A 14470-nucleotide genomic window follows, 5' to 3' on the forward strand; every position below is an offset into this window, starting at 1 on the left:
GATAGGCGTTGACGATACGACCCAATGACCCCAACTCGTCCTTGCTCAGATAGTTCTTGGCTACGGCCACATCGGTTTTCAGGATCCTACCTTCGAATCCGTTCGCCCAGGATGTCAATCCCATATGCGGCTTGCTGTTATCGGCCCGATTGTGGATCAACTCTGCGGCCGTATAGCCGTGAATGGCGTAATGGAGCTTGTTCTGCGTTGGCGAAGAACGCCTTAGTGGTCGGCGCATCCTTGTTGCAATCCGCGCTGGTGGCGTAGATGTCGGTGATTTTCTGGTAGAAGCGTCGCTCGCTGAGGCGAGTCTCACGGATTTCCTCCAACAGTTGCTCGAAACAGTCCTCGCCCGGGAAGCTATCGTTTTCCATGCGCTGGCGATCCAGCACATAATCCTTGATAGCAAACCCACGTAGAGCGCCGGTTGCCCACTGGCGGAACTGCGTTGCACGTATGGAGTTGACCCGATAACCGACGGAAATGATGGCGTCGAGGTTGTAGAAGTCCACCGTTCGGGACATCGTCCGTAGACCCTCCTGCTGAACTATCCGGAATTTCCGGATAGTTGCCTCAGGCGCGAGTTCATGGCTGCCAAAGATGTTCTTCAGGTGCTCGCTGACGGTGCGCACATCCACCCCGAACAGCTCGGCCATTAGCTTCTACGACAGCCACAAAGTTTCGTTCTCGTAGCGAGTTTCGATGCTCTGCTCGCTGGCTTGGCCTGTGAAGATCAGGAATTCGGCCGTGCTGTTACGGATTGAGGTGCGTCTGCCACTCATTGCACATCCCCCCCAGAGCCTGGCAGGTTCCACATAGCCGACAACGCTTCAGCTTGTTGCAACACCGTTTGCACCGCTGCGTCCTGTAAATCTGGCGGATAACCATATTTACGCAGGATGCGCTTGACCAACACACGCATTCGCGCCCGTGCCGAATCTCGGCGCGCCCAATCCACTGAAATGTTGCCTTTCAGACTTATTAGCAATTCGTGAGCAATCACCTTGAGCTTGTCGTCACCTATCACTTGCACCGCTGAATCGTTCTCGGCGAGCGCATCGTAAAAAGCAATTTCATCCGCGCTCAGGCCTTGTTCCTCGCCCCGTGCACGCGCAGCGCGGATGTCCTTGGCAATCTGAATCAGCTCCTGCAACACCTCGGCGGTGGTGATCGCATTGGCATGGTAGCGTGCAATGGCATCTTCCAATCGTTCTGAGAATGCCTTGGTCTGCACAATGTTGCTCTTGCTGCGCGAGCGAATGCCGTCATTGATGAGCTTGCGCAATGCCTCCAGCGCCAGGTTCTTCTTTTCCATCTGCTGCACTTCAGCGAGGAACTCGTCGGACAGGATGGAAATGTCCGGCGATTGGATGCCGGCCGCCTTGAGGATATCTACGATCTCGGTGGAAACCACCGCCCGGCTGACGATCTGCCGGATGGCTAAGTCGCGCTCCTGTGTGCTGATACCCGACCCCGTTGCGCTTTTGGTCAACGCCTCGCGGATGGCCTGGAAGAAGCCGACTTCCTCGCGAATGGCACGCGCTTCATCCGAGGCAGAAGCCAGTGCGTAGGCCGTGGACACGGCGAGCACTGCGTCCTGGTAACGACGTTGTGCGTTCTTTTTTCCTTCGTCAGTCGTTTCTGCTGCCGCCCATTTTTGTTGCTTATCCAGAATCCACTCAATGGCGCCAGCCATCATTACCAAGCGCTGCTGCGGTGTGCCACCCAAAGCTGTGAGATAGTCGAAGCCGTGGTACATGTCGCGCACCACTTCGTACCTCTCCCTCATCTGTGCTATGGCCTGTGCCTCGTCGATGCCGGTGTTTTCCTTGTCTCGCGGTGAATATTGCGCCAGCGCTGATTTCAGATTTTGGGCAATGCCGATGTAGTCGACAATCAAACCGGCAGGCTTATCGCGAAACACGCGGTTGACCCGTGCGATGGCCTGCATCAAACCGTGTCCCTTCATCGGTTTGTCTACATACATGGTGTGCATGGACGGCGCGTCGAAGCCAGTCAGCCACATGTCGCGCACGATCACCAGCTTCAGCGGGTCGTCCGAGTCTTTGGCTCGCCTGGCCAGAAGGTCGCGCCGAGCTTTGTTGCCAACATGCGGTTGCCACTCCGGCGGATCGCTGGGCACACCGGTCATCACGATCTTAACTACCCCCAACATATCGTCATCGTTATGCCAGTCAGGGCGCAGTTTGATGATTTCCTTGTACAGATCAACGCAGATTTCGCGGCTCATGCACACCACCATCGCCTTGCCATCCAGGGCTACGACACGCTCCTCGAAGTGCGTTACCAAATCTTGTGCCACTAACGCCAACCGCTTCTGGCTGCCGACCAGCCGCTCTACTGCGGCAGCTCGTCCTTTGAGCTTTTCCTTTTCATCTGCAGTTGCATCCTCGAACAGAGCTTCGACTTCTAGGTCCAGTTCGGGCTTTTCGCTTTCATCCAATTCAATGCGTGCTAGCCGCGATTCGTAATAGATCGGCACGGTTGCCCCATCTTCGACGGCGCGACTGATGTCGTAGATGTCGATGTAATGGCCAAACAATGCCGGGGTATTCACGTCAGTGGCTTCGATGGGTGTGCCGGTGAAACCGATGAAAGAAGCATTGGGCAGCGCATCACGCATGTATTTAGCAAAGCCATAGGAGACTTCGCCGGTCTTCCTATCCACCTTGGCCTTCAGCCCATATTGGCTGCGGTGCGCCTCGTCGGCGATAACCACTACATTGCTGCGTGCAGTCAACGGCTCGCTCACTTCGCCGAACTTCTGCAAAGTGGTAAAGATTACTCCACCGGAGGCACGTGCGAGCAAATTCTGCAAATCTTCACGGCTCTCAGCCTGCACCGGCGTTTGCCGGATCAAGTCCTTGCACATTGAGAAGGTGGCGAACAACTGGTCATCCAAATCATTACGGTCGGTAAGCACTACCAGCGTCGGGTTCTTCATCGCCGAGTGCTGTACCAGACGACCGGCATAGAAGGCCATCAGTAAGCTCTTGCCGCTGCCCTGAGTGTGCCAAATCACGCCTGCGCGCCGGTCGCCATTTGCCTGCGTCGCCACACTGGGCAATCCATAATGTCCAGGTTCTTCGTGTACATTTTGACTTCGGCTGGCGGCTCGGATGGTGGACTCGACGGCGTGATTGACCGCGTGATACTGGTGATAACCAGCAATGATTTTGACCAATCCACGCCCGGTCTCTCCGAAAGCGGTAAACCAGCGCAGCAGGTCGAGAAGGCGTTGCGGCTCAAACACGCCTTCGATCAGTGTCGGTAATTCGGGCTGGCCTTTGGGCAAGACATCCTTGCCGTCAGTGGTACGCCACGGCATGAAACGTTCCAAATCGGAAGACAGTGAGCCAACCCGTGCCGCTATGCCGTCGGATGTGACCAGCACGACATTGGTGTGGAACAGCGTGGCGATCTGCTGCTTATAGGTCTGCAGCTGATTGAACGCCCCCACTAGGTTCGCACCCGCACTGCCAGGCGCTTTCAACTCGATCACTGCCAGTGGCAGACCGTTGACGAACAGCACCACGTCCGGCCTGCGCTTGTATTGACCGCTGATGATCACGAACTGATGCACGGCCAACCAATCGTTGTTCTCGGGGCGGTCGAAGTCGAGTAGGAACACCTTGCCGGCAGTGAGTACACCGTCGTCTGCGTAGTATTCAACATCAACGCCATCGGTCAGCAGCTTATGGATACGGCGGTTTTCTTCTAGCTGGTTCGGCAGTTCGCTCTGGGTAAGCTTGCGGATGGCATCCGCCCTCGCTTCCGTTGGAAGCTGCGGATTGAATCGCGACACAGCGTCCTCCAGTCGCGTTTGCAGCATGGCGACATCATGGCTTTCACGCTCCGGCGCACTGCCATCCGGGCCGATGATGTTGTCTGAGACAATGGCGTAGCCCAACCTGCGTAGCTGTTCGAGCAGGGCTTGCTCGACTGCGGCTTCGGATAGAAAAGCCATCAGCGTTGCTCCTCATTAGAAGATGTTTGTCGTGCCGGAACGACTTTCCTTATGTGCTCCTCTATTGAGGTTGCCTCAACAAATCGAATCTGTGCCTCAGCGGTTTTGGCCAATACTCCCATGTGCTTCTTGATCTCAGTCAGCGCATCAGCAATCTTGACAATGGATGGCTTTTCGACAATTCCTGGAAGCCCGACATACGCCGAGACATCCAAAAGATATTTTTCAGTGTGTAACTTCTTCTCCCCGGCAGCACGCCAGCTAACCTTGACGTAAAAAGGCTTGAGCTGCCGGCTGACGTTCACATCTTTGGGCCTGAACAGATTGAACCCGATGGCAAAGGTAAAGCTGAACTTCTCTCCCTGACCAATCATGGTCAGCGCGGGGCGCTCCTCGGCGTGCTTGAACAGAATCTGATAATTCTCGAAATCGCCAGCATCACGCTCGAACGAATAGCAGACACCCAAGGCCGGGCCTGTACCTACATTGGAAAATGCAAGTTGCAAGGCTCCATTACCGTCGGGGTGTGGCTCGAAATGGGCGACCACTTGAGGCAGGCTGCCAGCCTTGCGCAACGCGCGGTTTTCACGCAGCAGTGCATAAGTAAATCCGGTGTAGATCAGGGTGGAAAACCCGCCCACTGCGGTTCCAACTACCGCCCAGTCCCAGGCCATCACGCTCCTCCTTGTTCCGCGTTTTGCTCCGTTGCAGTAACAGGAGCGTCGCGTGCAGCATTCAATGCTTCGATATATGCATCTCGGTCAAGCTGGTAGAGCAAACGGCTGACGGAAACATTGAGAGGGAAGGAGTCATTGCCAGGCAGAAGAATCCGAAACTCGGGATTGCCGTCATCGTCCATAATCAGCTCCAACCCGATATGAGCGTCAATTAGCTGGTTGAATTCTCCAAACCGTTCCCACGGTTCGCGCGAATTGACCGGATCTCGCTGTGCTTCTAGATAGGCTTGGTGCAGAAACATTACCAGAGCATCCGCCGACAAAACCGCCGTGCGGCGATGATGAATGGACAGTTTGGCAAGAAATCCGTCCCGCCCATGACTGACCGGCCCAGATTCGTTCCGTAGATCACCCAGTGCTGTCGTCAGCTTATGGTGTTGCGATACCAACTTGAGGAATTTATTGTTCTGATTTTCGCCAAGCTTCAGCACACGCACTGCGGAACTGACCCATTCACCGAAATCCGGAGCAGTAGCTTTCGGCTTGACGGGGTGGGTAGGCGAATCCAGTTCATCCACAATGATGCGGCAGAATACTTCAACGATGGATTTCGCGCAGTCGATGCACGCATCGTTGTCCTGATCCAAAGTGCGCTCCAGTGCCTCGAAGGTCTGCTGCAGCATCGGAGCATCACGCCAATATAGGCAAGCCTCACGGATGCCAAGGCACCAATCGAGACTCATGTTGTTTCTCCCTGGAAACGTTCCGCATCCCTTACACGAAGCTTGCCTGAAATCAACTTGGGGAGCAGGGTATCGCGGAGTTCGGCGAGAGTGCGAGATTGGCGCTCGTTCTTTGCGATTTTTTCAAGCAATGGCGAAACGCACTGTGCAAACCTAGCAATAGTTTCTTCATCTGCAATGACGACGCGCGTTGCTGCAACGACCTCTGCACGTACAGCTGGATATGCTCCACCGTCGGCAAGATTCGCCAAGACGTCAATATTGTCCGGCGCAACTGCGGCAAGATACACAAGGGCTGCGTACTCGTCCCGCTTCGGGCGAAGCACCGCAAAGCCCGTGCTGCCGGTCAAGCCATTCTCGCCTATGAGTGCGTAGGAACCATTGCCCGGCCGCACCGTGCCGACAATCGTGTCGTTCGGTCGCAGTACGCGCTGTGCGCGACTTGGTGCATCTTTTGCCTTATACGGCGTGACGCTCTCAATATGCCCCCATTTCGTGTTTGACAAATCGACATAGCGGATTTCATCAGGCCTCGTTTGCTTTGTCCACGCCTCAGGATTGAGTACAGCCAAATCCGTAAGCGTCCCAACACGCCACATCTTCGGAATCAAACCTAGTTCTGATTCCTGCATGTCCTCTAGGAGCACATCATCGAAATCAACAAACCAGGACTTAAACAGGGCGAATGCCATCGCTTCGAGCGTCAGGCTCATGCGTCGGTTGAGTTCTATTTTTTTTGAGTACAGAAAATAAGTATCGCCAATTAATTTCTGGCTTGCATGATCAAGGACGGGAATCTGTAACTTGTCAAAGTCGCCCTTTTTAAAATGCGGAATCAAAGTTCCGACATGCATGTTGTCGATTTGATTTTGGACGTAAGACGAGCGCAAGACAGCTAGGAGGTACTTCGGATAAACCTTCTTCGGGTCTGCCCGAACGGCGACCATGTCCTGTGCAATGCAAAAATCAACTGGATCCGGAACCAAGTTGGTGCGTCCAGGGCTACCTTTGCAGACGAACAAAATATCGCCGGGCTGCGGATGTCCGCGAAACCACGTTCGGTGCGTTTCATCATTGACAAATCGCGTAGTTTCGTATTTTGGGTACAGACTGTCGTTGCTAATACAGTTGGTCGCAATCAGTGGTAATCCAGTATCACCCACAGGACAGGTTCTTCCACGGTTATCGACAATCGTAGAAAGAAGTTCGGTAAATGGAATAAGATCAGCCACCATAGCCAAACCTCCTCAGATTAGCTTCGATGAGTACATCAAGCTTCGCTGCGTCCGATTTCTGTTCACGCCATTGCGCCGCAAGGCGCTGCATCTTTTGATCGAATGGCTCGCTGTCATCTTCCTGTGCAGCGGCTCCAACGTAGCGTCCCGGTGTAAGCACATGGCCGTGCTTGCGAACTTCGTCGAGCGAGGCGGATTTGCAGTAGCCCGGTACATCGGCGTATGCATCTACTCCCTTTTCACCACGCCACGCATGGTAGGTCGTTGCAATCCTGGCGATCTGGTCATCGGTCAGCTCGCGCCGGGTACGGTCAACGAGCACGCCCATATTGCGCGCGTCGATAAACAGGATTTCGCCACGTCTATCACGCAACTTGCTGTTCTGCACCAGCCCGTTGCTGCGATCCTTGGCCAAAATCCACAAGCAGGCCGGAATCTGCGTGGAGTAGAACAGTTGTCCCGGCAGCGCGACCATGCAGTCCACTGAGCCCGCCTCGATCATCGCCTTGCGAATCTCGCCTTCGCCACTCTGCTGGCTGCTCATTGAACCATTGGCCAACACCACGCCAGCAAAACCATGCGGGGCGAGGTGGTGGTGGATGTGCTGCAGCCATGCATAGTTGGCATTTCCCACCGGCGGCACGCCGAACTGCCAACGTACGTCATCGCGCAGGCGCTCGCCGCCCCAGTCTGAGATGTTGAACGGCGGGTTGGCGAGGATGAAGTCGGCCTTCAGGTCGCGTAGCTCGTCCTTGTGGAAGCTGCCGTCGTTGTTCCAGCGGATATCGCTGTCAATTCCACGCACTGCAAGGTTCATCTTGCATAGGCGCCAAGTAGTGTAGTTGCTTTCCTGGCCGTAGATGGCAATGTCGCCGATACGCCCGCCGTGCTCGTTCACAAATTTCTCGCTTTGCACGAACATGCCACCGCTGCCGCAGCATGGATCGTAAACGCGACCTTTGTACGGCTCGATCATTTCTACCAGGGTGCGCACTACGCTGCGCGGCGTATAGAACTCACCGCCGCGCTTGCCTTCGGCACCGGCGAACTGACCGAGAAAGTACTCGTACACGCGGCCCAGCACGTCCTTTGACTTGTCGCCCCTCTCGTTCAGCGCAATGCCGGAAATCAGGTCTATCAGCTCACCCAGCATCACCTTGTTGAGCGCGGGACGGGCATAGTCCTTGGGCAGTACGCCTTTCAGGGACTCATTGTCCTTCTCGATGGCGCGCATGGCATCGTCGGTCAGCGTGCCAATGCTCGATTGCTTGGCGTTGGCTTGCAGGTGCGACCAGCGCGCTTCCTTGGGCACCCAGAAGATGTTGTCGGCAAGGTATTCGTCCTTGTCCTCCGCCGCCAGCGCATCTTCGGCCAGCAGTTCTGCGTGGCGAGTCTCGAAAGCATCCGATATGTACTTGAGGAAGATAAGGCCGAGAGCGACATGCTTGTAATCGCTGGGCTCCATGTTGCCGCGCAATTTGTCAGCGGTTTTCCACAGTTTGTCGGCATAGTCGAGTTCAGATATAGGTGTCTGACTCGAAGCTGCCCGCGTTGCTTTGGGCTGTACAGCCTCAGGTTTAGGAATATCGTTAAGGGCAACCGGCGTCTGTGTCGCCGTCGCCAAAACAACCGAACCGCCTCGCCCACGCCCAGGGCGGATTTGACCAACGTCGATCAGTTGCCGCTTGATGCGTTGATAAGTGTTGTCCTGCCAGCCCAGCGCTTCAAGTAAGCGTTGATTGCCTGCATTGCCGCCCAAGGAGGTCAACATGGCGATGAAGCGTTCAATCAATTGTTCAGTAGATGTCACTTGTTATCCCTATGGCTTCAAGCGGGCCAATACAGTCGCTTCAGCGGTACAATTCGTTTGGTTTCGGCATCGGTGGCGTCGTAGTGCTCGATCAGCGCACGGACCACATGGTCCAGCGTCCACATCGCCAACGGGATGGAGGCTCGGTCGGCCTCGTACAGGGCGTCCCTGGTAAAGCCACCGGTGCCGACATATAACCCACGATCATCCTTGTGGCGGCCGCCAAGGAAACCACGAATATCCTGGCTACCCATCTGTCCTTTGCGGTGCTTGACCTCCACGACGATGCGCGGGTGTTCAAAGCCGAAGCCGTCCGGCGAGGCAACGATGTCCTTGCCTCGATCCGATCCGGGCGGCGAAATCTGGGTCTTGTAGCCCATGGCCCGGAGGATACCGGCGACCAGCTGCTGCATGTCGTCCCAGTCGAGTTCGTTAACCCGGTCCTTAATGCGTTCCAGCGCCTGGGAATCGATGTCAGCCAGTGGGTCGGCGATGACTTCTGCGGCCTCATCTTCCACGGCCGGCACAGGTTTGCCTTTCAGCGCAGCCAATATTTCGGATGCTGCGCTGGATGACACCTCGAACAGGGTCAAGGTCGAGCCCAGACTATTCTTAGTACCAGTGCCCAAGCTGTCGCGTGGTAACTCCTGTGTTTGCCACTGCATTTGACGCGTCAGCGGCATGCCTTGCTCGGCCCATTCCGGGTGGTGTTCGGCTGGGCCAGTTACATTGCCGATCGAGTACAGGCGATTGGCAGGTGAATAGGTGATGACCCAATCGCCATTCTGGATGTCGTTGACGAAACGCCAGACCTGAGATGCGCCCGACACCACCGTGCCTTGTTTTGCCTGTGGCTCGGCGGACTGATACAAGATGATTAATTGCTTGCGCCCTACGCCGGGCTTGGCATGAGCCGCCAACTGGTTCCAGCCCACAGCGATCACGCCGCGCTCACGGAAGGTGTCATACAGACTGCCGCCATCGCCGCGTACCATCCACATCCGTGCCATCGCATTCCCTCTCGTATTCATAGCCATCAATCCAGCACGACCAGAAATTCGGTCACCAGCGCAGTCGGCTGAACATCCCTAACATTGCGCTGCAGCGAAACTAGTCCGTAATCCGCCATCAATTTCAGGGTGCGCGACAGGTTCGGAACCTTGCGGCCACTCAGTTCAGCCAGTTCGGTAAGAGACTTGGGTTGTTTGTCATAGATCAGATGCAGCAGGCGTCGGTTGTCGTCTGATAGCACCGCAGCCAGTGATGCCAAGGAGGGGAACCAAATGCTCGGGGTTTCGCTTTCCCGGGGCGGCGAGCCTTCTGGCTGCCGGATCCCCACAATGCAGCGTTTCATGATCGCGAACCCTATAACACGTTGACTTACAACTATATCAGTGCCTGATAATCATCGTCGATCCCAAATACCTGCCACAAAGGGAAAGACAATCAAAGGGACAGCGGCTCTACCCCAAGCCCTCCCACGCCCCCGATGGGCCCCACACCACCCGATTGGCCGACGGCGCTAGGCCGTGGATGGATTACTTGGCCAAGAAAACTTCCCTTGGTGCAGACAGCGTGCCGCCAACCAAACGCATAAGCCATCATGCATCAACACTTTCATGCGACTGCCTAGGCGATTGGCAAACAGATGAACACAGTGCGGCTGCGCCGCATCGAAGACCGTCACTACACGGGCGAACGCTTTTTCGGGGCCGGAACGCATATCCATCAGTGCGATAGCCAACCAGACCGCATCAATGCGAATCATGGGGCAAATCCACGGACAAAGCGGGAATAACTCTCGGTATCGGAGGACCGCCATTTCACCATGAGTGTATGCTCGCCAAACGACAGCTCATGATCGCCGACGCAGATGGTCTTTTCGGTTCGACTTTCACCGGAACAAACGCCGGCAAGGCTGAGGGTGGCTGCCCCCCGTAAGCGGTAGCCACTTACGAATAACGTTGGCGTGATGCCATGCCTGATGATAATACTAGAACTGGTTGCACTGGGTTGCAGGTATTCCCGCACGACCTGAGCTTTGAAGGGGTTTGGGTAAGAGTTTCGTTGGCGCATTAAGGGCTATCGCTTCGCTGAATCTCCGTAATTGTGCAAGCACCTCTTGCACAATTGGAGCTCATCGCTTCAGGGACTCTCGGATACAAAAAGGTCTTGCTAGCAAGACCTTTTTTCATACCTGGGGTAAGCGCGACCCCTTGCTACCTCACCTCAACAATATCCAAAGCCCGATTCGCCAACAATTCACTCACCTCAATCACCTGCAAAATCCCCATCGCAACACGCCGGCGCGATCCATCAAGATCAAACGCCAAATCACTGATCATGGCATTCGCCGAAGCCAGGTTTTCGCTGAGACTCGCAAGCAAACATTCCGAATCAACATCCGGGGCGATACGGAGAATGGAGTTGGGATTGTCAGACGTTTCTTTCTTCGGCGTAGGCTTCAGATAAAAATCCAAAGCCCGTTCAGCAGCTTCATCAAGCTTCTTGTTACGAGCAGTCTGAGCGCGAGATACATGCTCATCTGCAGTCGGAGGGTTCGGTGTAATTTTTGCCATCGACTTAGGTTCCTTAAATGATGCTGCAACCACCTCGCGACTAAACGAGAGGGCGGCAGCTGTGCGCAGGTTAGTCGACCGGTGAACCTAAGAATCCCGGCGCGCCCGGGGGCGCCCTGCGCACAGCCACCATCATTACAGGAACAGCAAAGCCTGTCCGACGGGGACTTGTTACGCCTTAGGTTGAGACGGGCGACTAAACCCGATCACTGATGCTCAGTGACAAGACTCAAACTACCGAAGGGCCCCAAAACGCACAAGCCAGCGGATTCTGGCGTAGTTGTAGGCAATGGCGCAAGAAAACGTCAGTCGCGCCCTGGATTCCAAGCGCCCAATAAACACCGCGCCGCGCCCCCCCGCCAAGAGAGGATAACGTGTCGCCGTTTTGCGATTTCTGCGACACGTTCCCTACTCATGTCGCTACCGACGACATGAGAACAAAATGTGTCGTCAAAACGGCGTTTTAGCGACATGACGGGTAAAGCGACTTCTGGGGATTGACTCGCCCCTCATCCCAACACATTCAAACAAACCACCTTCGGCTGGGTCATTTCCTCATACGCAAACCGCACCCCTTCCCTGCCCAAACTCCCAAACTCCCAAACTTGGAACCATCAACGGCATCGCATCAAACCGGAAATCCAACGAGTCATTGATCACCACGCCCCCCGCCTCGATCCGCCGCGCAGCGCTCATCGCCGTGGACAAATCATTGGTGAAAATCCCAGCATGAAGCGCGTACTCAGGCTCGTTCGCCAACGCGATCGCCTCATCAAACGTCTCGAATACCTGCAACACCACCACTGGCGCGAACGCTTCGTTGCCCCAAATCCGGCTGGAATGATCGACATTTTCCAACACAGTAGCCGCATAACAATTGCTCTGACGCCGATGCCCGCAGAGCAACGTGGCGCCTTGCTGCAGCGCTTCGTTCACCACCTGTTCGGCGTTCTGCGCAGCCTGTTGGGTGATCATCGGGCCGCTGAGGAGTTTGGTCGCGCTGTGGATCACCACGTCGACAGCCAGTGCCAACGGGGTCTGGTTCAGCGGCGTGGCGAAGGTGTTGTCCGCCACCACCAGCGCGCCGACGCGTTTAGCCGCGGCGACCAGACGTCGATGTCGTCGTAACCGTACGCGGCGCTGACGACGATGGGAGTCTGGGTGGCGTTGTAGGGATGCCTGACTTGCTCCCCGCCCCACACCGCTCGGGTGCCCGCTCCTGCGTTGATTAGCCCTGCGCTGTCAGGTTTTTTGTTGTGACTACTCGTACTGAGGGGGCGGACGTTGAGCCATCCGCCGGAATCTGAGGCCAATATAGGGAAAAGCCGCGCCCCCCGAGAAACGATGTTATCGGTGCCAAAGGGGTGGTTTTTTTAATGGCTGGACGCCTTGGTAACTTGCCTCCTGTGGGCTTCTTGCGTGCGCAGGGCCAATTAAAGATTTGCCCTACAGCCACTGCCGCCTTCCCTGACTTATTTCTCTGGCTATCCCCGGCAAAGTCTCGCGCCTTCCTGCGCTGCGAGATGTCCGAATGCGTTTCCCTGACAAGACTCCGTCTATAAGCGGCGCCATTGGTACGCTGGTCCTGACCGTCATGAACTCGCCCGATGCCGAGGCGGTGCTAAAGGATTTTCGCAATTGCCTGGGCGACTACGACACCTGGGCGGAAAAGTTCTGGAACGGCCAGACGCTGGACATCGAGCAGGTTTTCAAGGTGGGCAACGAAGTGTCGCTCGCGCCTGCGAAGGACGGCGGCAAGCAAGCCAGCGCGGTGGTGGCGAGCTGTCCGGCACAAGGCCCGCTGACGCTGGTGCATATGTTCCAAGCCTCGCGTTTCGTGCCGATCGGCGACACACCGGTGGTGCTCGAACCCATCATTCGGGACGAGTTGGGGAAAGAAACGTTTGGCGATCCCATCCCATACGTCATCGGCCCCAGCGGCATTCTGGAAATATCCGAATGCGACCGTGGCCAACGTTATCGCATCAGCTTTTTTCCAAATATCACGACCGGTCATGTCCAGGCGCTGTATGCCTCGTATCAAACAGCGATCGGCGAGCTCGAAGGCTGGCTGAAAGCCGAGTGGAAAGCGTTTCAACCGCTGTGGAAGGAGCATTCGGCAAAAGGTTTCCTGGATCGCTACAACACGTTGCAGGACGCTCAGCTGCGTGGCTTTGAAAACGCTTTGTATAAGCTGTGGGACGACGTCAAACAGATCTTCGATCTGCTGGCGGACCTGCAGGCCAACAGTGAAAAGTTGCTGGAATACTTCACCGAGGCCGAACTTGAGCAACTGCTGAAAGCTTCATCCGAAGCGATCGCCAAAGCGCTGATGATCGTGAGCGATGAGCCCTTGCTCTTCGTTTACACCGCGGCGTTCATCAGCTGGATGCGGATGTTGCCGCCCCGGTACTTGGCCGAAGCGCTGGGTGAAATGCGCGCCTCGATTCTGATCAACCTCATCTTGGCGCGTTTAACCGCTGGCCTGGGCGTCGGCCTGCGAATGAGCGGCAAGGTACTACGTCATGTCCGTTCGGAGCGTGTTCGGACATGGCTGCAGGCGTCGAGCCAGCGCCTAGGCCAACTCGGTGGTGACAGCCTTAACGCCCATGCCGATGTGCTCAAGCCGGTCGTGATTGCCGGCCGAGGCCCATCCGTAGGCCCCGCTCCCGTCACACCGTTGCACATCACCGCAGGGGATTCCCCACCGCTGTCGGTCAGCAACCCGGCTCCGGTCGTGCGGGAAAAATCCCAGCCCTCTACTCGGCTGAGCAAACAAGAACACCACGACGACGCCTCCACTCAATCGACAAACCCCAACGGCGACCCCGCCGACAGCGCCGCCCAGACCCGCACCAACGGCTGTCCGGTGTCGATGGTCACCGGCGAAGAACTGCTGACCCTGGACGACGGCACCCTCGACGGACGCCTGCCGTTTACCTTCACCCGGCTCTATCGCACCAGCGCCGCCGAACTGGACATCGGCCTCGGCCGCGGTTGGAGCCATGCCCTGGCCCATCGCCTGTTGCTCGAAGGCGAGCAGGTCATCTGGATCGACCAGGAAAACCGCCGCACCGCCTTCCCCCGCCCGAGCCTGCAACGCCCGGCGATCCACAACAGCCTGGCCCGCGCGGCCATCTACCTGAGCAGCGAGCCGGACGAACTGATCATCGCCCAGCCCGGCGAAGACACCCCTTTCCTACACTTTCGCGACGGGCATCTGATCGCCTTGAGCGATCGGTACGACAACCGCCTGACCGTCCAGCGCAACATCTACGGCGACATCAGCCGACTGGACAACGGCGCTGGGCGCTGCCTGCGCCTGCGCTATGAACACCGCCACCTGGTCGCCATCGACTATCAGACTTATCACCCAGCACCGACCCGCGACGAAAGTTGGCGCACTGAACAAACGCTGGTTTCCTACCGCTACGACGG

The 14470-nt window shown here is 56.5% G+C and carries 10 protein-coding genes and 3 pseudogenes; 1 reads left to right on the top strand and 12 read right to left on the bottom strand.

Annotated features, from left to right (window positions below):
- Positions 1-10: 10 nt before the first annotated feature.
- From rhuM to JZ00_RS31820, 12 genes and pseudogenes are all read right to left on the bottom strand, one after another.
- Positions 11-656, bottom strand: a pseudogene (gene rhuM, locus JZ00_RS32180) (RhuM family protein); the annotation flags it as partial.
- A 122-nt stretch (positions 657-778) separates the two neighbouring features.
- Positions 779-3988 (bottom strand): type I restriction endonuclease subunit R, encoded by a 3210-nt coding sequence (locus JZ00_RS27180; RefSeq protein ID WP_039594292.1) that lies wholly within the window; start codon positions 3986-3988, stop codon positions 779-781.
- On the bottom strand, positions 3988-4662 hold the full coding sequence (locus tag JZ00_RS27185; protein WP_039594291.1) for a hypothetical protein: 675 nt from the start codon (positions 4660-4662) through the stop codon (positions 3988-3990). Before JZ00_RS27185 ends, JZ00_RS27180 begins: the two co-directional genes overlap by 1 nt.
- On the bottom strand, positions 4662-5408 hold the full coding sequence (locus tag JZ00_RS27190; protein ID WP_039594290.1) for an abortive infection family protein: 747 nt from the start codon (positions 5406-5408) through the stop codon (positions 4662-4664). The genes JZ00_RS27185 and JZ00_RS27190 overlap by 1 nt, the downstream gene beginning before the upstream one ends.
- Complete coding sequence (locus tag JZ00_RS27195) at positions 5405-6643, bottom strand: restriction endonuclease subunit S (protein WP_152668477.1); 1239 nt, start codon at positions 6641-6643, stop codon at positions 5405-5407. The genes JZ00_RS27190 and JZ00_RS27195 overlap by 4 nt, the downstream gene beginning before the upstream one ends.
- Positions 6633-8453, bottom strand: coding sequence for a class I SAM-dependent DNA methyltransferase (locus JZ00_RS27200; protein ID WP_235433119.1), 1821 nt, complete (start codon positions 8451-8453; stop codon positions 6633-6635). The genes JZ00_RS27195 and JZ00_RS27200 overlap by 11 nt, the downstream gene beginning before the upstream one ends.
- A 17-nt stretch (positions 8454-8470) precedes the next feature.
- Entirely contained in the window at positions 8471-9463 is a 993-nt protein-coding gene (locus tag JZ00_RS27205) for a restriction endonuclease (protein ID WP_039594289.1), read from the bottom strand.
- 26 nt (positions 9464-9489) lie between these two features.
- A complete protein-coding gene (locus JZ00_RS27210) occupies positions 9490-9843 on the bottom strand; it encodes an HVO_A0114 family putative DNA-binding protein (RefSeq protein WP_162488985.1) in 354 nt (117 codons plus the stop codon).
- 132 nt (positions 9844-9975) lie between these two features.
- Complete coding sequence (tnpB, locus tag JZ00_RS27215; RefSeq protein WP_160300885.1) at positions 9976-10221, bottom strand: IS66 family insertion sequence element accessory protein TnpB; 246 nt, start codon at positions 10219-10221, stop codon at positions 9976-9978.
- A 451-nt stretch (positions 10222-10672) separates the two neighbouring features.
- Complete coding sequence (locus JZ00_RS27220) at positions 10673-11032, bottom strand: DUF6124 family protein (RefSeq protein WP_039594287.1); 360 nt, start codon at positions 11030-11032, stop codon at positions 10673-10675.
- Positions 11033-11541: 509 nt separating this feature from the next.
- A pseudogene (locus JZ00_RS27225) lies at positions 11542-12013 on the bottom strand (aldehyde dehydrogenase family protein); the annotation flags it as partial.
- A pseudogene (locus tag JZ00_RS31820) lies at positions 12011-12261 on the bottom strand (PLP-dependent transferase); the annotation flags it as partial. The pseudogenes JZ00_RS27225 and JZ00_RS31820, both read right to left, overlap by 3 nt.
- 302 nt (positions 12262-12563) lie before the next feature.
- On the opposite strand from JZ00_RS31820, the gene JZ00_RS27230 reads away from it, so the two are divergent.
- Positions 12564-14470: DUF6531 domain-containing protein (locus JZ00_RS27230; protein WP_039594285.1), on the top strand; the 1907-nt coding region annotated here is incomplete at its 3' end.

The organism is Pseudomonas frederiksbergensis, assembly GCF_000802155.2.
In the GTDB taxonomy this organism is placed as follows: Bacteria; Pseudomonadota; Gammaproteobacteria; order Pseudomonadales; family Pseudomonadaceae; genus Aquipseudomonas; species Aquipseudomonas frederiksbergensis_A.